The following is an 18,687-nucleotide window of genomic DNA, read 5'->3' on the forward strand; positions in this document are numbered from 1 at the left end:
GCGGCATTCGTCGGAGCGTGGCATGGCCCAGATAAAAATCTTCGGATACGCCGACAAGATCTCGATCAAACCCGGCGAAACGATCGACATCCACGTCTCCGCCGACGGCGTCGCCGAGGCCGACGCGAAGCTCGTCCGCCTGATCCACGGCGACGCTCATCCGGACGGGCCGGGCTTCATCGAGGAGGAGGTGCCTTGCGAGGCGGACGGGCCATGGGCGGTCCGGAAGCAGTACACCCAGGTCGGGTCGTTCCTGGAGGTCGCCGATCCCGAGGGGCGGCTCGCCCTTGAAGGCGCGATCACGTTGTTCGCCTTCGTTTACGTCGGCTTGCCCGAAGCCGGCCTGCGCCAGTGCATCCTGTCGCGTTGGGACAATGTCCGGGACCTCGGCTACGCGCTCGGGATCAACCAGCGCGGGCATTTCGAGTTCTGGACGGGGCAGGGCGACGAAGTCGACTACGTTCAGGCCGAACCGCCGATCCTCGCGCAGCACTGGTATTTCGTCGCCGCGACCTACGACCCCGTGACGAAGCGAGGGACGATCCACCAGGAGAGCGTCGCGAACCGCTACAACAGCCTGCTCGGCCGGGTCTGCCCTATCGACTATCGCTCGCATGTCGCCGAGACCTTCCGGTTCACGCCAAGGCATCTGCCGGACACGCCGTTCCTGATGGCGGGCTCGCGCGACTTCCATGAAACCCGCGGCCACTTCGTCTCCGAAACCTTCTGCGGGAAGATCGACCGGCCGGGCGTCTATGGCCGCGCGCTGTCGTGGGATGAGCTTGCGGAGATCAAGAGCGGCAAGCCCCCCGCTCCGGACGGCCTCGTGGCCTATTGGGACACCGCCGCCGGCTACACCGATCGCGGGATCGGGGACGACGTGATCGACGTCGGGCCCTACCGGCTGAACGCGCGCGGCTTCAACAGGCCGGTGCGCGCCCAGACCGGATGGAACTGGAGCGGCCGTAACGACTGCTTCCGTCTCGCCCCCGAGGAGTATGGCGGCGTCGAGTTCCACTACGACGCGGTGATCGAATCGCACTGGCGGAAGACCCGCAGCGTGCGGCTTCCGGACACGCTGCGCAGCGGCTGCTACGCGATCCGCCTTCGGGCGGGGCCCGGGGTCGGGCTCGCCGAGGAATATGTCGTGTTCTTCGTCCGGCCGAAGACGCCGAAGGGCAAGGTCGCCCTCCTGTTTCCGACGGCGAGCTATCTCGCCTACGCCAACGAGCATCTGAGCTTCGACGCCGAGATCATCCAGCCGATGACCGGCCAGCCGCCGATCGTCTCCGAAGTCGACATCGAGATGTACAAGAACTGGGAGTTCGGCCTCTCGACCTACGACTGCTGGGCGGACGGCGCCGGCGTTTGCTACAGCTCCTACCGCCGGCCGATCCTGAACATGCGTCCGAAGCATCGCATGTCCAGCATGGGCGTGACATGGGCGTTTCCGGCGGATCTCTCGATCCTCGCCTGGCTCGAGCACAAGAACTACGACTACGACGTGCTGACGGACGAAGACCTGCACCTCGAAGGCGTCGACGCGGTCAAGCCTTACGCCTGCGTCCTGACGGGAACCCACCCCGAATACTTCTCCGAGCGGATGCTGGACGCGACCGAGGACTACATCGCGGGCGGCGGCCGTTTCATCTACATGGGCGGCAACGGACTTTACTGGAACGTGGCGTTCCGCGACGACGAGCCCTGGACGATGGAAGTCCGCAAGCTCGACTCCGGGATGCGGGCCTGGGCCGCGCGGCCGGGCGAGCACTATCTCGCGACCACCGGCCAGAAAAGCGGCCTCTGGAAGAACCTCGGCCGGCCGCCGCAGAAGACCGTCGGCGTCGGCTTCATCGGCGAGGGCTTCGAGACCAGCCGGCCCTACCGGCGCATGCCCGACAGCTACCACCGCACCGTGTCGTGGATGATGAACGGCATCGAGGGAGAGATCATCGGCGACTTCGGGCTGGCCTATGGCGGCGCGGCCGGACTCGAGCTCGATCGCTACGACCTGCGCTACGGCACGCCCCCCCACGCGCGGATCATCGCCTCGTCCGGCGGCCACAGCGACAACTACATGCTGTCGATCGAGGAGATTCTCTATCCCTATCCCGGCCTCGCGGGTTCGCAGGACTACCGGCTGCGCGCCGACCTCGTCTATTTCACCGCTCCGAACGACGGCGCGGTGTTCAGCACGGGCTCGATCGCCTTCGGCCAGGCGCTGCCGGCGAACGGCTTCGACAACAACATCTCCAGACTGCTCGGCAATCTCGTCGACGCCTTCATAAAGCCCGGCGCGCTGCCCGGCTCCTACTGGGTCAACGAAGAGAAGCAGTGGAAGTGAGGCCGTCCGTCCCGACGGCTGCGCGCCTCCCCGACGGCCATCGGCCGCCTGCGCCGAACCGCCTATCGCGCCGCGCGCCGCGACGCTGATCGCAAGCGCTGGAATCCAGCGAGCCGCTCAATTCGGCGGCACAAAGATGAGTAATTAGTCGGCATTTGCGTGGCGAAGCGGCAATTCTCTCCCATCGGGGAGAAAGTTTTCTGCCTGCCACGAAAATTCTTGACGTCCTTTGGCGTCGCAACATAGCATCTAGCTACACCGGCAATGGCGCCCAAGTTTTATCGACTAGATTTATAATCTAGGCGAGCCCCATGGTTTTGTCTTTCAGGAGCCGTCAGCATGCAGTTTACACGCCGGAACTTGCTCAAGACCACGGCGGCGGCCTCCGTCGCTATCGCTGCGCCGCACCTTTGGCTTCCCAGCGAGGCGCATGCCGCGACCCTTAAGAAGGGCGAGCCGATCAAGGTCGGCCTGCTGTTCTCGCTGACCGGCGCCCTCGCCGTGCCGGAGGAAGATTCGACCCTCGTCCTGCAGTATGCTTTCGACGAGATCAACAAGAACGGCGGCGTCAACGGCGTCCCCGTCGAGCCCGTGATTGTCGACGCGAAGTCGGACTTCAACGTCTATTCCGAGAAGACCAAGGAGCTCATCCTTCGCGAGAAGGTCATCGCGCTGTTCGGCTGCTATACTTCGGCGAGCCGCAAGGCGATCCTGCCGACCGTCATGCAGCGCGACCATCTGCTGTACTATCCGACCTGTTACGAAGGCGCGGAGTGCACGCAGAACACGATCTGCACCGGCCCGCTCGCCAACCAGCATTCGCAGGACCTGATCCCCTTCATGGTGGAGAAGTTCGGCAAGAAGGTCTTCTTCGTCGGCTCGAACTACGTGTGGCCGAAGGAGTCGAACAAGAACGCCAAGGTCTGGCTCGAGAAGGCCGGCGGCGAGCTGCTCGGCGAAGAGTACATCCCGCTCGGCAGCTCGGAGTTCGGACCGGTTCTCGGCAAGATCCGTGACGCCAAGCCGGACTTCATCTTCTCGACGGTGGTCGGCGCGTCCGACATCGCCTTCCACAAGCAGTTCAAGCAGGAAGGCTTCAAGGTCGACTCGATGCCGATCGCCTCGCTCACCACGGGCGAGATCGAGACCCGCGCCATGGGCGCCGACTTCGGCGCCGGCCACTTCCTGTCCGCGCCGTATTTCCAGACGCTCGATAACCCGACGAACCAGAAGTTCGTCGAGGGCTTCCTCAAGAGCAAGTATGGCAAGAACGGCACGACCCACTACAACATGGAGGAGACCTATCTCTCCGCCTATGTGTTCAAGGCCGGACTCGAGAAGGCCGCAGCGGCGGTCGGCGTCGAGAACGTCACGCCGCGCTCGATCCGCGACAACTCCGGCGGCATCCGCATCGAGGACGCCGTCTCGCCGGAAGGTCTGATCTGGATCGACGAGAACAACTTCAACACCTGGCTGAAGCCGAAGATCGGCCAGTGCCAGGCGGACGGCACCTTCAAGATCGTCAAGGCCGCCGACAAGCAGGTCGCTCCGGACCCGTACTCGATCTATCCGGACGCCGGCACCTGCACCAAGGACGGCCTGAAAGGCCCCGACGGCAAGGTCCGCAAGAACGTCATCTGACGCCGCCTCCCTGCGGCGCTTCGGCGCCGCAGGCCCGTTTATTGCAATGCGGAATCGTCGCCGTCCGGCCGGATCAGGTCGGCCGGCCACGGTTCCGCAGATATGGCGTACCCCGCGAACAAGCGGCGATGGACGAAAAACGATGGATCTCGGCTCGCTACTCAACGCGCTTATTCTTGGCGTCAGCATCGCCAGCATCTGGCTGATCGCAGCCCTCGGCCTCACGATCATCTACGGCACGGCCGGCGTGATCAACATGGCGCATGGCGAGCTGATCATGCTTGGCGCCTACAGCTCCTACATGCTGCAGTTTTATCTCGGCCTGCCTTACCTGCTGTGCATCCCGGCCTCGTTCTTCATCGTGGCGTTTGTCGGGTTGGTGCTGGAAAGGGGGCTGATCCGTTATCTCTACAACAGACCGCTGGACACGCTGCTCGCGACCTATGGCGTCTCGTTGGTCCTGATGCAGGGCGTTCGGCTGATATTCGGCAGCGACCCGAAATACATTGCGGCGCCCGCGGCGTTTTCGAGCAACATCTCGCTTGGCTTCGCCTCGATCTCGACGTTCCGCGTCGTCATCCTGGGCGTTACGGCGCTGCTCGTCTTCGGATTGTGGCTGCTGTTCTACAAGACCCGCTTCGGCGTCCAGGTTCGCGCCGTGATGCAGAACAAGGAGATGGCGGCCTCCTTCGGCATCAATTCGGGCCGGATCTACATGCTGACCTTCGCGCTCGGCGCGGGCCTCGCCGGCGTCGCGGGCTCGCTGTTCGGGGTGCTCGCGATCGTGCTCCCCACCATGGGAGCAAGCTATGTCGTCCAGGCGTTCCTGATGGTCGTGGTCGGCGGCGGATCGCTCGCGGGCAGCGTCGCGGCGAGCGGAGCGACGGGCGAGCTCCAGTCGGTGCTGGCCTTCTTCACCAACGACACCTTCGCCCGCTTCATCATCTTCGTTCTGATCGTCGTGTTCCTCAGGTTCAGGCCTCAGGGCCTCTTCGCCCAGGCGGGGGCGCGGCGATGAGCCCGTTCGCATCCGCCGGGAACCACAAGAACAGAGCGCGCTGAGACGATGGGCAATATTTATCACAACAAAACAGCGCAGTGGATCGTCTACGCTGTCTTCTTCGCGATCCTTGCGGTCATTCCGATAAAGATCGACGACTCCTTCCTGCTGAACCAGCTCGCCACCTACGGCGTCTACGGCATGTTGGCTCTGTCGATCAGCCTGTGCTGGGGGTTCGGGGGCATCCTGAACCTCGGCCAGGGCATCGCATTCGGCCTCGGCGCCTACGGCATGGCGATGACCATGCAGATGCAGTCGCAGGACGCGTCCAACCCGATCCCGCCCTTCATGCTGAACAACAGCCTGGATCACCTGCCGCTACTCTGGCAGCCGTTCCAGAACACGACAGCCGGGCTGATCCTCTCGGTCGCTGTTCCGACCCTGTTCTGCGCGGTGTTCGGCGGCATCATGTTCCGCGCCCGCGTCTCGGGACCGTTCTTCGCGATCATGACGCTCGCAATGCTAAGCGCCTTCTACACCATCATCATCGACCGTCAGCCCTACACCGGCGGCGTGAACGGCCTGACGCCGCCCTCGGCGTTCCAGTTCGCTGGCGTTGAGGTCGATCCGTACAGCCCGACCGCTTACTGGGTGGTGTTCTGCTTCCTTATGGGCGCCACGGTCGTCGCGAAGCTCATCACGCAAAGCTCGTTCGGCCTCGTCACCCAGGCGATCCGCGACGACGCCGAGCGCGTGCGTTTCCTCGGCTACAGCGTCGCGGGCTATGAGACCGTGATCTACACCGTGGCGGGCCTGATCGCCGCAATCGCGGGCTGCTGCTGGGTCATGCTGGTCCAGTACGTCTCGCCGGCGCAGCTCGACGTCAGCTTCAGCCTCTCGATGGTGATCTGGGCGGCGATCGGCGGCCGGCATTCTCTGCTCGGCTCGATCTTCGGCGCCTTCATCATCCAGGGCGCGCAGAGCTATCTGGGCGACACGTTCCTCGCGACCTGGCTGCTCATCCTCGGCGGCTTCTTCATCATAGTCGTCCGTTTCCTTCCCAATGGCCTCGCCAGCCTGCTCGAGTCCGGACTGGGGCTGCTCGCCGCCAAGCGGCGGTCGTCCTCCGCGGCGGTCGAGCGGAACGGCGACGCCAATCCCATGCCTGCGGAGTGAGGCGGATGGCAGGCCTTCTCGAGATTCACAATCTCTCCAAGAGCTTCGACGCGACCAAGGTGATCAACGATTTCAGCCTTGAGGTCGTGGAGGGCACGCTGTGCTGCCTCGTCGGGCCGAACGGCGCCGGCAAGACGACGACGCTCGACCTGATCACCGGCCGCATCAAGCCGACATCGGGCAAGATCATCTTCGCCGGCGAGGACATCACGGCCAAGCATGAGCACGTGATCGCGCGGGCCGGCATCGGGCGGAAGTTCCAGGTCCCCGCCGTGCTCCGCGACCTCACGGTGCGCCAAAACCTCGAGGTCTCCTACAGCCGTCAGACCAACCCGTTCTGGAACCTGTTCAAGTTTCGGAACGCCGGACTGAAGGAGAAGCTCGACGAGATCGCGACGCTGGCCGGCCTGAAGGACAGGCTCGGCGAGCGCGCCGGGATCCTGTCCCATGGCGAAACCCAGTGGCTCGAGATCGGCATGGTCCTGATGCAGGAGCCGCGCCTCCTGCTGATGGACGAGCCGATCGCCGGCATGACGGAAGGCGAGATCGAGAAAACCGCCAGAATTTTCAAGGATTTGCGCAAGACGGCGACGCTGATCGTCGTCGAGCACGACATGGGCTTCGTCCGCGAGATCGCCGACGTCGTCACGGTCATGCATATGGGGTCGCTGCTCGCGCAGGGCACGATCAAGCAGGTCGAATCCGACCCGCGCGTCCGCGACGTTTATCTCGGCGAGCAGGAGGCGGCCTAACCATGCTGCTCAACTTCGACAATGTGGCGTCGTACTACGGCGCGACGAAGATCCTGAAGGATTTCACCTTCGAGATGGAGAAGGGCCAGTGCCTCTGCGTGCTCGGCCGCAACGGCGTCGGCAAGACGACGCTGATGCGCACCATCATGGGGTTGACCGACAAGTCGACGGGCGCGATCCGCGTCAACGGGACCGAGATCTCCGGCAAGCCCCCGCATATCCGCGCCACTTACGGCCTCGGCTACGTTCCGCAGGGCCGCGGCATCCTCTCGGACTTCACGGTCCGGGAGAACATCCTGCTCGGCACCTTCGCGCGCGCCGACAAGGCGCCCGAAATCCCTGAGCTCTGCCTGAGGATTTTCCCTTACCTGAAAGAGAATCTCGACAAGCGCGCGGGACTCCTGTCCGGCGGCCAGAAGCAGCAGCTCGCGATCGCCAGGGCGCTCGCCGTCGGTCCGCAGATCCTGCTCCTCGACGAGCCGACCGAAGGAATCCAGCCGAACATCGTCAACGAGATCGGCGAAATCCTGAAAATGCTCAACAAGGAGCTCGGCATCAGCCTGATCCTGACCGAGCAGCACATCAAGGTCGCCCGCAAGCTCGGGGACGCCTTCCTGATGGTCGACAACGGCCGCGTGGTCGCGCGCGGCCCCATCGCCGAGATGACGGACGAACTCGTCGAGAAACACATGACGATCTAGATGATCGCGTGTTTCCTATCTAGAAAAATTGTTTTCAGAAGTTGACGTCCCGCAGCCGCGCGGTGTAGTCTTTAACTAGAAAAATTAAGCAACGGTGTCACCGTTGACTGTATTCAATGGATGCGCCTCTGCGCGTTGATTGAGAAACTGCGCTTGAATTCGGTCGTTGCTTCAAAGAGGACCACGATGATCTCGATTCCGAAAAAAGGCACTCCGGAGCGCGACGAGCTTATCAGGCTGCACAAGGAGTGCGTCGAGTCCATGAAGGGCGTCGCAGGCTTCTCCGTGCTCAAATGCGAGACGCCCGGCGACACCACGGTCGTGACTGGCGGCGTTCACGAGCACCCGGTGCTCCGCCGGGTTCTGCTGCGCATGCGCGGCGAATCCCCGAAGGGCAAGCTCATCGTGATCTGCACCAAGATCGACGCCGAGTGGCGCATCGGCCGGCTGTCGGGCGTCCGCGGCGTGCCGCCGGAGTTCGTCAACGACAAGATCTACACCGACGAGCAGGAAATCCAGCACGACATCTTCCTGATGCGGCTGGACGAACTGCCCGAGACTGCCGGCAATCCCGAGAATTTCGAAGAGGGCTGGAAGCACAGGGACGACAACTGGCCGGTCACCTGACCAGACGACCTTCCCGTTCCTGAAGCGACCCTTCGGAACGGATCAGACATCGCGAAGCCGCTCCGAGACGCGATCCTGTCAAGGATCGCGAACCGCTGGTCTTTGCCTGCGAAAAGCTTTTATCCCTGGAGAGTCAGATGTGCGCCATGCGGTTGACTGGATATGCCGATAAGTTCGGCGTCCACCCCGGCGACAAGATCAAGTTCTACGTGAATTGCGACGGCCCGGCCGAATACAAGGCCGAGATCGTCCAGATGATCCACGGCGACACCAACCCGCGTGGCCCTGGCTTCATCGAGAAGCTCATCGAGGCCGACGTCAACGGTACTTACAAGGGCCGCAAGCAGATCATCCATGGTGGCTCCTATGGCTTCGCGCCGGACGCCAAGCCGTTCCACGTCGAGAGCTTCACGCTGCAGTGCTGGATCTGGCCGACGACGCCGAAGACGCACCCGCGCTACTGGAAGCACGGCGCGCAGGGCCTCGTGACCAAGTGGTCCGACGGCAAGGGCTACGGCCTCTTCATCAACGAAGAGGGTTTCGTCGAGCTCCGCATCAACGAGCACAAGGTCACGACGGGCGTTCCGATCCGCGACCACGCCTGGCACTTCGTCGCCGCGTCCTTCGACGCCGCGACTGGCGAGGTCGTGCTCTATCACGAGCCTCAGGTCGTCTATGCGCTTGATCCCGTGATCGAGCCGGTCAAGGCCACGATCAAGACCAGGATCGAGCACTCCGCGATTCCGGTCGCGCTCGCCGCCTATGTCGAGAAGCTTGACGACGGCCCGCTCGCGCAGTCTTCGCTGCCGGCCGGCGTCGTGTTCGCCGGCAAGTACAACGGCAAGATCGACAGCCCGCGCATCTCGAAGAAGGCGCTCAGCCGTCTGGAGATCGAGCAGATGAAGCTCGGCGCCCAGCCGGGCCTCACCGAACGCCGCAACTCCGGCCCGACCGGCGCTCTGTCGGAAGTCATCGTCGCGGCTTGGGACTTCTGGGACGGCATCGACACGATCGTCGCCAAGGACAATGGCCCCTATCGGCTCGACGCCCGCCTGGTGAACTGCCCGACCCGGGCGCTTACCGGCTACAACTGGGCCGGCCAGAACTTCGACTGGAAATACGCCAAGAAAGAATATGGCGGGATTCACTTCCACGACGACGACGTCGACGACGCGCGCTGGGAAGCCGGCGTCGAATGGACCGTCCCGGAAGAGATCAAGAGCCGCTTCTACGCGCTCAAGCTCACCACGACCGAAGGCGACGAGGACTACATCCCGTTCTGGGTCGTGCCGGAGATCGGCAAGGAACAGTCGAAGATCGCGGTCATGGTGCCGACGATCAGCTACATGGCCTACGCCAACGAGCATGTCGCCTGCAACGCCGGCGGGGCGGAGCTGTTCGTCTACCGCGTGCCGATCATGCAGCACCAGAACATGTTCCTGGCCGAGCACCGCGAATATGGCGGCTCGATCTACGACACCCACACCGACGGCTCGGGCATCTGCCTGTCGTCGCGGCTGCGCCCGATCCTGAGCATCCGTCCGAAATACGACCACTTCCTCGCCCAGGCGCCGTGGCAGTACCCCGCCGACCTCCATCTGATCTATTGGCTGGAGCAGATGGGCTACGAATACGACGTCATCACTGACGAGGACGTCACCTATGACGGCGTGGCCCGGCTCGAAAACTACAACGTCGTGATCACGGGCTCGCATCCCGAGCACAATTCTGGAACCCAGCTCGACGCCATCCACAACTACACCCAGCGCGGCGGCCGCTTGATGTATATGGGCGCCGACGCCTGGTATTGGGTGCACTCGTTCCACCCCGCTTATGACGACAAGGGCCGCGGCGTCATCACCGAGATGCGGCGCTGCGAGTCCGGCATCCGCACCTGGCGCGCGGAGCCTGGCGAGTACTACCATCAGGGCACCGGCGAACTCGGCGGCATGTGGCGCTATCGCGGCCGTTCGCTGTACTCGGTCGCCGGCGTCGGCATGACGAACGAAGGCTTCGACATCTCGACCTACTACTCGCGCACGCCGGACAGCCTCGATCCCCGGGTCGCCTTCGCGTTCGAGGGTCTCGATTACGACGAGAAGCTCGGCAATTTCGGCCTCGTCGGCGGCGGCTGCGCGGGTCTCGAGCTCGACATCGTCGACGTCACGCTGGGGTCGCCGCCGCACACGCTCGCGGTCGCGACTTCGGCGGGGCGCCACACCGAAGCCTATCTGCTCGTCATGGAGGACTTCGGCTTCAACCAGCAGGGCCTCGACGGCACCACGCATCCGCGCGTGCGCGGCGACGTGGCCTTCCACGAGACGCCGAACGGTGGCGCCTGCTTCTCGTTCTCGTCGATCGCGTTCTGCGGCTCGCTGCCCTGGAACAACGGCGACAACAACATCTCGAAGCTGGTCGGCAACGTGCTGAACCACTTCATGCAGGACGGCCCGTTGCCGCCCCCGCCGGCCGACGCGATCAAGCATCGTGGACGCGCAGACTACGAGTCGCCTTCGGTCGCAGCGAACTGAGCGGCTAGTCCCGCTCCTTGCGTCCGCGGTTTCCGCCGCGGACGCCTTCTCGCAGGGGTAGATCGAAAGGCCGCGCCAATGTCGCATCGACCGGATCTCGGCTACCGCGACGAAGGATGGGATCTCGCAGATCCCGATTTTTATTCCGACGCCGCCAGGGTGCTGCCGCCCGCGGCCTTCCGGTCGCTCAACTTCACGCGGCTCGAGGACGAGGCGATCTGGACGCGCGACTGGATCTGCGTCGGCTCGCATGAATCGATCCCGGCCGTCGGCGATCTGCTGCCGTTCACGGTCGGCACTCATGGAATCCACGTCCAGCGCGCCGAAGACGGATTGCAGGCCCGCTTCAACAAGGCGCAGCATGGCGGTTGCCGGACGGTGCCGCTTCAGTGCCAGACCGGTGCGAAGACGCGCTGCTCCTTCACGTCATGCGGTTACAGCCGCGACCGTGGAGCGATCCCCGCGGGCGAACTCGGTGACGGCACGCCCGAGATGCACCAATATCTCGGGCTTCGGCCGGAGCGGCTGCTGACGGCGCATGTTCGCAGCTGGGGCCCGCTGATCTTTGTCAATCTCGATGTCGCGCCCACCGCGCCGGAGCCCGGATTCGCCGCGCTGAATAAGGCCGGCCGCTTCTTCGGAAACCACAAGCCGACCCGTTCCGCCGAACGCTGGCTGGAGTTTTCAGCGAACTGGAAACTGCTCGGCCAAGCGCTGGCGGGCGGAACGCCGGCCGGCGAGGAGGGCGAAGGGAACTGGATCTTCGCCGAAACGACGCTCGCCGACGGCGCGCCGGCTGTGACCGCGTGGCTCTTTCCAAACCTCGTGTTGATTGCGACGGAAAGCGAAACCTGCGCGATCGTGCTTCAGCAGACGGCGATCGGCCGGACGCTGTGCCGGCTCTGCGTCTACGGCGAGAGCGATCGGCTCGATGACGGCCGCTGGACGGCGGAGGTCGAGACGAGGGCGGCGCTCGCCGAGGCCGGGCATCTCGATCTCGCGCGTTGGGCGACGAGCTTCCGGCCCGAAACGATCGGCGCGCCGCGTCCTCTGCAGAGCGACGTTCACGGCGCCTGGATGCAGCAGGCGCTCGCCCGTCGCGTCGCACGCATCCCGCAGGACGACATCGAACAGCCGCTGTTCAACAACCCGAGAGGCTGACCGAATGCTTTCGCTTCGCATCGACGTCGACGACCGCTCTGCAATCGCCGGCGCTGTGTCCGCATATAACCGGGGCGCGTTCGAGGACGCCTTCGAGCGGTTTTCCACGCTCGCGGAGACGGGCGATCCCGACGCCAAGACTTGGCTCGGGGCGCTGTTTGCGCATGGCGAAGGGGTGAAGGCCTCGCTTCCCAGGGCGTTTGCGCTCTATCTCGAGGGCGCCGAAGCGGGCAACGTGCTGGCGCAGACCAATGTCGGCGCGATGCTCGTGATGGGACAGGGTGTCGAGCAGAACGCCGCCGCGGGCGCCGAATGGTTGACCCGGGCGGCCGAGCAGGGCGATCTGTTCGCCCAGTACAATCTCGCGACGCTCTATTCGAAAGGCCAGGGCGTTCCGCATGACGAGGCGATCGCCGCGGGCTGGTACCGCAAGGCTGCGGAAGGCGGGCATTATCCGTCGCAGGCGCGCCTCGGTTTCCTTTACGCAAACGGCGTCGGCGTCGAGAAAGACAGGGTCGAGGCCTATGTCTGGCTGTCGCTCGCGGCGCAACATGGCGTCGGCAATGCGCTGAACGCGCTCGAGGGCGTGGTCTCGCAGATGTCTTCCGATGAGAAGCGGCGCGGCGCCGCCATGTTCGACCGTTGGCGCTCCCGCACCGCCGACTCCTCGCAGCACGCCCGTCTCATGCCGACCCCGGGGTGAATGAGATGGTCTACAGCGTGCAGCAGATCAAGTTCGAATTCCTTATGTACATCAAGGAGTTCGGCGGAGAGCGAAGCGATTGGCGGGTAGGCGTCGCGACCGACGCGCCCCAGGCGCTGTTCAACGAGCAGTCCGTCGATGAAGTCAGCGACATCTGGCTGTGGAAGCCTGCCTTGTCGCCGGCCGCGGCGAACACGGTTTTGAAATACATGACCGAGCAGTTCCGCGTTCCCGCGGCTGAAGGGCAGGGCGGCGGTTCGTCGATCTATCTCTACAAGCGGACGACCGTGGCACCCTCTGGCGTCTAGACGCGTTAACGAAGAGTTGCAGTATAGGCACGTCCGACCCTGCGCGCATTTACGTGCAAGCGCGGGTTGTAAAAATCAATCTATCTATCGGAGATTATGAGGTAATTTGGCAACAGCCGTCACGCTGTCGTCGCAATGCAGCAATTTTACCCTAGGCTTTGTGTCTAGATGTATTTTAGAGTCAGTAATCAACCGTTCGGGGGACTGAAATGAAACTGATGTTGAAGATGGCCTGCGGGGCCCTCATCGCGGCGGCGGCCAGCGCGCCGGCGCTCAATCAGGCTTCTGCGGCCGACCTTGCCGCCCCGGAAGTCATAGACGTCACCAAGTCGCCGATCGACGTCTCGTTCGGCGTGAAGCTCGCTACCGAATATAACCTCCGCAGCGTGAGCCAGACCAAGGGTCATCCGGCGGTCCAGGGTTATGCGGAAATTTCGTTCTATGACTGGGCTTACGCTGGCGTCTGGGCGTCGAACGTCGATTTCGGAGGCACTGATCCTTCTGCTGAGGTCGATTACTACGCCGGTCTGCGTCACACCTGGGATGGCCTGACCCTCGACGGCGGCTTCCTCTACATCGACTATGTCGGCGAGAAGTCGGGTCTCCATGAGCTCGACTTCTGGAAGGTCTACGGCTCCGTCAAGTATGCGTTCAATGAAAACCTGACGATCGGCGCCAACCTCTATTGGACCAGCGATTTCATCGGTTACTCGAAGATCGATGGCACGCACTCCTCGCTGTTCGGCAAGTACACGCTGCCCCCGATCAACGGCATTCCGTCCGACATCGGCTTCTACGTCTCGGGCGAAGTCGGCAAGCAGTGGGTCAGCAAGAATTTCGCGCCTGACTACGTGTTCTGGAACGCCGGCGTCGGCGTGACCTACAAGGCGATGACGGTCGACCTGCGCTACACGGACAGCGATCTGTCGCGCCGCGAGTGCAATCTCTTCATCGGTCAGCGCAGCTCGTGCGGCTCGCGCTACATGGCCAGCATCTCGTTCGACACGTCGCTCAGCAAGATCAAGTAATCTCCGCATCCCTGCTGGGAGCATGACGCCGCGCTTCTCTTCGGAGAGCGCGGCGTAACTTTTTGTCGCGTTCTCCGCCCAAGGCTGGCTTGGAGATGAATGCGGCTGGCAGCGTGGCGACGGCCAGCTGGTCATTTGCTTAGTTGGTAGGCGCCTTAAAGCACGCGACCTTACGCCGTCGTCTCGAAGACGCAGCCAATCAGCGTCAAGTCCTCAGCCGCGCTGTGCGCCGCGGATATGTAGAGCGCGTCTCTTCGGAAGACCCTCATGCGGCTCTCCGTAGTAATCCTATTCGCAAAGCCTGGCATGACTCCTGCATAGGAGTCGGCGGCGCCCTTGACGCCGGCGAGCGGCGCGTTGCGAACGCCCGCGCGAAGACGTCAAGCGAACGCAAGAGGCGACGATCGGATTCCTTGATGAGCGCGCTGGCCACAGAGTCGATCTGCGACGGCCTGACCGAGAAGATCGGCCGGACGGAAAACTTCGCCTCGGCGCTCGACTGTCTTATGGAGGTCACGGCCGATCTGGGATTCACCCAGGTGCTTTACGCCTATCTGGCCAGTCCGGCCCGCCGCCCGAACGGCGAGTGGTCGCCCCTCAAGCTGAACGTCCGGAACTTCCCCGACGATTGGGAGGACGACTGGCGGCAGTTCATGAGCGTCGACCCCTATTATCGCGCCTGTTTCGAAGGGACGATGCCGATCGAGTGGACTGAGGTCCAGCGTAGGCCGCAGCTCTCGACGCAGCAAAAGGCGGCGTGCGCCTATCTCAACGATTTCGGCCTGTCCCGCGGCATCACCGTGCCGGTGCATCTGCCGTTCGGCCGCTTCGCCGTGGTGAGCGCGATCGTCGACCGCAGCTGCGCGAACTGGATCAACATCCGCGCGACCTCTCGCGATCGGCTGTTCTGGCTGACCCACGCCTTCACGCGCAGCGTCCTCGACCGCGGCTTCGAGGACCAGATCGACACCATCCAGCCGGTCAGGCTGACGCCGCGCGAACTCGAATGCCTGCAGTGGGCTTCCGCGGGAAAGACGTCGGCCGACACCGCCATCATCATCGGGCGGTCGGTCGAGACGGTTCGGCTCCATTTGAAGAACGCCATCCGCAAGCTCGACGCCTGCAACCGCGCGCAGGCGGTGGCGGCGGCGGTCCAGATGGGCCTGATCTGACAGCGCGGCGGGCGGCTCAGATCGAGAGGTGGCGCGCCGCAGTCTCCGGGTCGTCGAGTTCCTGAGGGGCGATCTCCGCGACGACGCGGCCCTTATCCATGATCAGGCAGCGGTCTGCGACCGCGCGGATCAGAGCGAGGTTCTGCTCCACGATCAGCACAGTCAGCTTCTCTTCCGCCTGCAGACGGCGGATGATGCGGCCGATCTCCTGGACGATGTTCGGCTGCACGCCCTCGGACGGCTCGTCGAGCAGGATGACGTCAGGCCGCCCGGCGAGGATGCGCCCGATCGCGAGTTGCTGTTGCTCCCCGCCACTCATCGATCCGGCCTGCTGCGACAGGCGTTTTGCGAGGATCGGGAAAAAGCCGAAGACGCGGTCGAGGTTCGTTCGGCCCGCGTCGCCGACGCGCATGCCGAGGGCGAGGTTCTCGGCGACCGTCATGCGGGCGAACACTTCGCGACCCTGCGGCACATATCCGACGCCGAGCCGGGCGCGCCGCGTGGCGTCGAGGCGCGTGACGTCGACGCCACGGAACGTGATGGCGCCCGAGAGCGCGGGGACTGCGCCGATCACGGTTTTCATAAGGGTGGTCTTGCCCACCCCGTTCCGGCCGATGACGGCGACGATCTCGCCGGTGGCGACGGTCAGCGAGACGTCGTCGATTACTTTCACCCGGCCGTAGCCGGACTTCACAGAACTGAGCGAAAGCTGCGCCGCTGCGGCCATCACGCGGTCCCGAGATAGATGCGGCGGACGTCCTCGTTCGCGGCGATCTCGTCGAATTCGCCCTGGGCGAACAACCGCCCGTAATGCAGCACGCTGGTGCGGGCCTTCAGGCTGCGGATGAAGCCCATGTCGTGCTCGATGACGATGATCGTCATGCCCTGCCTGTTCAGTTCGCGAATGAGACTCGCGGTCTTGGTCGTCTCCTCCGCCGAGAGGCCGGCCGCCGGCTCGTCGAGCAGCAGCAGGTCGGGTTCGGCGGCGATCGAAAGCCCGATCGAGAGCCATTGCTGCTGACCGTGTGAGAGCCGCCGCACCTCCTGGTGCTCAAGGCCCGCGAGTCCGACGCGTGCGAGCACAGCCGCGGCGCGGTCCGGAATATCGGCCTTGCGATGGTTGCGGCGCAGCGGAACGAACAGGTTCTGCAGCGCCGTCAGTTCGCCGAACGCGCTGATGTTCTGGAACTTCACCGAGAGGCCGAGCCGCGCGCGGCGGAACGCGGGCATCCGCGTCACGTCCCGGCCCCTGTAGAACACCTTCCCCGAGGTCGGCGTCTCCACGCCGATCAGCGTCTTGAAGAACGTGCTCTTGCCGGCGCCGTTCGGGCCGACCACGCAATGCACCTCGCCCCGCGCCACCTCGAGCGAGAGACCGTTCAGCGCGCGAACGCCGCCATAGACCTTGTAGACGTCGCGCACCGAGAGGATGGCGCCGTCCTCCGCCGCTACGGTCGCGGTCACAGCGCGGCCCCGAGTCTCGCCGGGACCGATGACGTCGCGGATCCCGCGCGTTTCCGGCCGACGATCCCGCCGATCCATGCCCCGAGCGTCGCGGCGACGCCCTCCGGCGCGGCCAGCATCGCGGTCACCAGGATGACGCCGAGCGCAAGCAGCGAGATTTCGCCCCATGCGGCAAGCTCGATCGAGATGGCGTTCAGGGCGAGCGTGCTGACGACGACCGACGTCAGGTCCTTGCGGCCCCCGACCGCCACCCAGATCACCACAAGGATGTTGGGAGCGACGCTGAAACCGTCCGGGTGGATGTAGGCGCCCCAGGCGGTATAGAGCGCGCCCGAGAGCCCCGCGAGCGCAGCCGACAGGCAGAACACTCCGAGCTGCACGAGCCGCACGTCATAGCCGAACGTCTCGGTGCGCTGCAGGTCTTCCCGGCAGGCGACGAGCAAATAGCCGAAGCTCGAATTCACCAGCCAGCGCAGGCCGAGATAGACCGCGATTCCAACGCCCAGCACGAACCAGTAGAAGTCCCGCCCCCGGCCGTCGAACTCGACCGCATAGCCCGCGAGCCCGAGCGTGAGGCTCGGCAGCGCGGGATCGGACGCTGTCGCAGGGCCGAGCCCGTTCATGCCGCCGAGATAGGCCCCGCCGATCGTGTAGCTCGGATCCGCCGTCTGCCGCATGAACAGCCCGAGCAGCAGCGAAACCACCAGCATAAGGATCGCGACATAGACGCCCTTGAGGCGACTGTAGAACATCAGGCCGCCAATGCAGGCGGCGAAGGCGGCCGGCGCCAGAACGCCCGCCAGCAGCGCGAGATCGGTGTTGCCCATCGGCTCGATCAGATTGATGCCGACGATGCCGTAGGCGTAGCCGCCCACGCCGAAAAACGCCGCCTGGCCGAGGCTCAGAATGCCGCAATAGCCCCAGATCAGGCAGAGGCTGAGCGCGAGGATCGACGAGATCAGGAAGTTGCTTGCGGTCAGCACGTGATAGCGCGAGGCGAAGCAAGGAAGCAGCGCGAGCGCGAGGATGGCGACGAGCCAACAGCACCAGAAGAAACGCGAATTGCCGAGCGTCTGCGGGCCGTTGAAGGACGCCAGTATCCGGACGGGCAGGGCGGCTCTGGGGGACTGCGGCATCGCCCTCAGCGCTCCATCGCCCGCGCCCGGCGGCGCTGGATGAAGTCGGAGATGCCGGCCGGCATCACGAGCAGAGCGATGAGCGCCGACGCCATGATCGAGACATAGCCGACATAGGGGTTGAAGACGTTCGAAGCGACGGTCTGGACGCCGGCGAGGTAGAGCGCGGCGTAGATCAGCCCCAGGATCGCATTGGCGCTGCCGCCCATGACCACGGTGATGAACGCCATCGGCGTGTAGTTCTGCCCGAAGAACGGCGAGATCGTCGCGGTCTGGGCGAACATGCCGCCCGCGATCCCGCCGAGCGCGCACCCGATGGCGAAGGTCAGCGTGTAGATCCGCTTGGTGTCGACCCCGAGCGCCGCCGCCATGCGGGGATTCTCCATCGCGGCGCGGGCGGCGATCCCGAAAGCCGTGAAGCGAAACAGCGCCCAGACCGCGACGATCAGGGCGACGGCGACCGCGAACAGCACCATGCGGTACACGCCGAACGAGAAGCCGCCGACGCTGAAACTGCCGAACGGCGTCGGCATGTTCATGATCGACGGTCCGAGGATGAGGAGGGCGGCCTGGCTGATGATGAGGCTGAGGCCCCAGGTCACGACCAGCGATGAGAGCAGCTGGTTGTAGAAATGGCGGATGACGAGCCGCTCCAGAACCACCCCCGCGAGGCCCGCGCCCACCCCCGCTGCGACGATCGCGACCGGAGCGGGAGCGCCGGCGTGGAAGGCGCTGGCGGCGATATAGGCGCCGATCATCATGATCTCGCCATGGGCCATGTTGATCACGCCCATCATCCCGTAGATCAGGATCAGTCCGGACGCCGCAAGCAACAGGAACGCCATGTTGTCGAAGTACTGGTAGACCCAGCTGAAGATCTGGCCGGACAGTTCCATCTGGGACTCCTGCGCGCCTGCGACGGCGCATGCTTCGCCTCCGGAGA

Annotated in this window: 17 protein-coding genes; 13 read left to right on the forward strand and 4 right to left on the reverse strand. The window is 64.4% G+C overall.

Annotated features, from left to right (window positions below):
* Nucleotides 1–22: 22 nt before the first annotated feature.
* The 13 genes from PKE75_RS02745 (at nt 23) to PKE75_RS02805 (ending at nt 15,144) form a co-directional block, all read left to right on the forward strand.
* The gene (locus tag PKE75_RS02745; RefSeq protein ID WP_271167159.1) at nt 23–2,344 is read left to right on the forward strand and encodes a N,N-dimethylformamidase beta subunit family domain-containing protein; all 2,322 of its coding nucleotides are present in this window, start codon (nt 23–25) and stop codon (nt 2,342–2,344) included.
* Between the two features lie 339 nt (nt 2,345–2,683).
* Nucleotides 2,684–3,985 (forward strand): transporter substrate-binding domain-containing protein, encoded by a 1,302-nt coding sequence (locus PKE75_RS02750; protein ID WP_271167160.1) that lies wholly within the window; start codon nt 2,684–2,686, stop codon nt 3,983–3,985.
* Nucleotides 3,986–4,127: 142 nt separating this feature from the next.
* Nucleotides 4,128–5,003 (forward strand): urea ABC transporter permease subunit UrtB, encoded by an 876-nt coding sequence (urtB, locus tag PKE75_RS02755; protein ID WP_271167161.1) that lies wholly within the window; start codon nt 4,128–4,130, stop codon nt 5,001–5,003.
* Between the two features lie 48 nt (nt 5,004–5,051).
* Nucleotides 5,052–6,161 carry an urea ABC transporter permease subunit UrtC gene (gene urtC, locus PKE75_RS02760; RefSeq protein WP_271167162.1) on the forward strand — a complete coding sequence of 370 codons (1,110 nt, stop codon included), beginning with the start codon at nt 5,052–5,054 and terminating at the stop codon, nt 6,159–6,161.
* A 5-nt stretch (nt 6,162–6,166) separates the two neighbouring features.
* The gene (urtD, locus tag PKE75_RS02765; protein ID WP_271167163.1) at nt 6,167–6,913 is read left to right on the forward strand and encodes an urea ABC transporter ATP-binding protein UrtD; all 747 of its coding nucleotides are present in this window, start codon (nt 6,167–6,169) and stop codon (nt 6,911–6,913) included.
* Between the two features lie 2 nt (nt 6,914–6,915).
* Nucleotides 6,916–7,614 carry an urea ABC transporter ATP-binding subunit UrtE gene (gene urtE / locus PKE75_RS02770; RefSeq protein ID WP_271167164.1) on the forward strand — a complete coding sequence of 233 codons (699 nt, stop codon included), beginning with the start codon at nt 6,916–6,918 and terminating at the stop codon, nt 7,612–7,614.
* A 186-nt stretch (nt 7,615–7,800) separates the two neighbouring features.
* Nucleotides 7,801–8,241, forward strand: a complete 441-nt coding sequence (locus PKE75_RS02775; RefSeq protein WP_271167165.1) for a N,N-dimethylformamidase alpha subunit family protein — start codon at nt 7,801–7,803, stop codon at nt 8,239–8,241.
* Nucleotides 8,242–8,387: 146 nt separating this feature from the next.
* Nucleotides 8,388–10,772 carry a N,N-dimethylformamidase beta subunit family domain-containing protein gene (locus tag PKE75_RS02780; protein WP_271167166.1) on the forward strand — a complete coding sequence of 795 codons (2,385 nt, stop codon included), beginning with the start codon at nt 8,388–8,390 and terminating at the stop codon, nt 10,770–10,772.
* A 78-nt stretch (nt 10,773–10,850) separates the two neighbouring features.
* Nucleotides 10,851–11,933 (forward strand): Rieske (2Fe-2S) protein, encoded by a 1,083-nt coding sequence (locus PKE75_RS02785; protein WP_271167167.1) that lies wholly within the window; start codon nt 10,851–10,853, stop codon nt 11,931–11,933.
* A gap of 4 nt (nt 11,934–11,937) precedes the next feature.
* On the forward strand, nt 11,938–12,636 hold the full coding sequence (locus PKE75_RS02790; protein WP_271167168.1) for a tetratricopeptide repeat protein: 699 nt from the start codon (nt 11,938–11,940) through the stop codon (nt 12,634–12,636).
* A gap of 5 nt (nt 12,637–12,641) precedes the next feature.
* On the forward strand, nt 12,642–12,944 hold the full coding sequence (locus PKE75_RS02795) for a hypothetical protein (protein WP_271167169.1): 303 nt from the start codon (nt 12,642–12,644) through the stop codon (nt 12,942–12,944).
* A 209-nt stretch (nt 12,945–13,153) separates the two neighbouring features.
* Nucleotides 13,154–13,972: a TorF family putative porin gene (locus tag PKE75_RS02800; protein ID WP_271167170.1), complete on the forward strand. Its 819-nt coding sequence runs from the start codon at nt 13,154–13,156 to the stop codon at nt 13,970–13,972.
* A gap of 416 nt (nt 13,973–14,388) precedes the next feature.
* Nucleotides 14,389–15,144 carry a LuxR family transcriptional regulator gene (locus PKE75_RS02805; RefSeq protein WP_271167171.1) on the forward strand — a complete coding sequence of 252 codons (756 nt, stop codon included), beginning with the start codon at nt 14,389–14,391 and terminating at the stop codon, nt 15,142–15,144.
* Nucleotides 15,145–15,160: 16 nt separating this feature from the next.
* On the opposite strand, the gene PKE75_RS02810 is transcribed toward PKE75_RS02805, so the two are convergent.
* Genes PKE75_RS02810 through PKE75_RS02825 form a run of 4 tightly spaced genes read right to left on the reverse strand, consistent with a single transcriptional unit; the run spans nt 15,161 to nt 18,640 of the window.
* Nucleotides 15,161–15,871 carry an ABC transporter ATP-binding protein gene (locus PKE75_RS02810; RefSeq protein ID WP_271167172.1) on the reverse strand — a complete coding sequence of 237 codons (711 nt, stop codon included), beginning with the start codon at nt 15,869–15,871 and terminating at the stop codon, nt 15,161–15,163.
* The gene (locus PKE75_RS02815) at nt 15,871–16,608 is read right to left on the reverse strand and encodes an ABC transporter ATP-binding protein (protein WP_271167173.1); all 738 of its coding nucleotides are present in this window, start codon (nt 16,606–16,608) and stop codon (nt 15,871–15,873) included. Before PKE75_RS02815 ends, PKE75_RS02810 begins: the two co-directional genes overlap by 1 nt.
* Nucleotides 16,605–17,744 (reverse strand): branched-chain amino acid ABC transporter permease, encoded by a 1,140-nt coding sequence (locus PKE75_RS02820; protein WP_271167174.1) that lies wholly within the window; start codon nt 17,742–17,744, stop codon nt 16,605–16,607. The genes PKE75_RS02815 and PKE75_RS02820 overlap by 4 nt, the downstream gene beginning before the upstream one ends.
* Before the next feature lie 5 nt (nt 17,745–17,749).
* On the reverse strand, nt 17,750–18,640 hold the full coding sequence (locus PKE75_RS02825; RefSeq protein ID WP_271167175.1) for an ABC transporter permease subunit: 891 nt from the start codon (nt 18,638–18,640) through the stop codon (nt 17,750–17,752).
* Nucleotides 18,641–18,687 lie beyond the last annotated feature (47 nt).

This window comes from Hansschlegelia plantiphila (assembly GCF_027922265.1).
Classification (GTDB): Bacteria; Pseudomonadota; Alphaproteobacteria; order Rhizobiales; family Methylopilaceae; genus Methylopila; species Methylopila plantiphila.

Excerpts from the sequence above, each read along its gene's own strand:
- PKE75_RS02745 (WP_271167159.1), top strand. The coding sequence starts at position 23 with ATGGCCCAGATAAAAATCTTCGGATACGCCGACAAGATCTCGATCAAA.
- PKE75_RS02750 (WP_271167160.1), top strand. The coding sequence starts at position 2,684 with ATGCAGTTTACACGCCGGAACTTGCTCAAGACCACGGCGGCGGCCTCC.
- urtB (WP_271167161.1), top strand. The coding sequence starts at position 4,128 with ATGGATCTCGGCTCGCTACTCAACGCGCTTATTCTTGGCGTCAGCATC.
- urtC (WP_271167162.1), top strand. The coding sequence starts at position 5,052 with ATGGGCAATATTTATCACAACAAAACAGCGCAGTGGATCGTCTACGCT.
- urtD (WP_271167163.1), top strand. The coding sequence starts at position 6,167 with ATGGCAGGCCTTCTCGAGATTCACAATCTCTCCAAGAGCTTCGACGCG.
- urtE (WP_271167164.1), top strand. The coding sequence starts at position 6,916 with ATGCTGCTCAACTTCGACAATGTGGCGTCGTACTACGGCGCGACGAAG.
- PKE75_RS02775 (WP_271167165.1), top strand. The coding sequence starts at position 7,801 with ATGATCTCGATTCCGAAAAAAGGCACTCCGGAGCGCGACGAGCTTATC.
- PKE75_RS02780 (WP_271167166.1), top strand. The coding sequence starts at position 8,388 with ATGCGGTTGACTGGATATGCCGATAAGTTCGGCGTCCACCCCGGCGAC.
- PKE75_RS02785 (WP_271167167.1), top strand. The coding sequence starts at position 10,851 with ATGTCGCATCGACCGGATCTCGGCTACCGCGACGAAGGATGGGATCTC.
- PKE75_RS02790 (WP_271167168.1), top strand. The coding sequence starts at position 11,938 with ATGCTTTCGCTTCGCATCGACGTCGACGACCGCTCTGCAATCGCCGGC.
- PKE75_RS02795 (WP_271167169.1), top strand. The coding sequence starts at position 12,642 with ATGGTCTACAGCGTGCAGCAGATCAAGTTCGAATTCCTTATGTACATC.
- PKE75_RS02800 (WP_271167170.1), top strand. The coding sequence starts at position 13,154 with ATGAAACTGATGTTGAAGATGGCCTGCGGGGCCCTCATCGCGGCGGCG.
- PKE75_RS02805 (WP_271167171.1), top strand. The coding sequence starts at position 14,389 with ATGAGCGCGCTGGCCACAGAGTCGATCTGCGACGGCCTGACCGAGAAG.
- PKE75_RS02810 (WP_271167172.1), bottom strand. The coding sequence starts at position 15,871 with ATGGCCGCAGCGGCGCAGCTTTCGCTCAGTTCTGTGAAGTCCGGCTAC.
- PKE75_RS02820 (WP_271167174.1), bottom strand. The coding sequence starts at position 17,744 with ATGCCGCAGTCCCCCAGAGCCGCCCTGCCCGTCCGGATACTGGCGTCC.
- PKE75_RS02825 (WP_271167175.1), bottom strand. The coding sequence starts at position 18,640 with ATGGAACTGTCCGGCCAGATCTTCAGCTGGGTCTACCAGTACTTCGAC.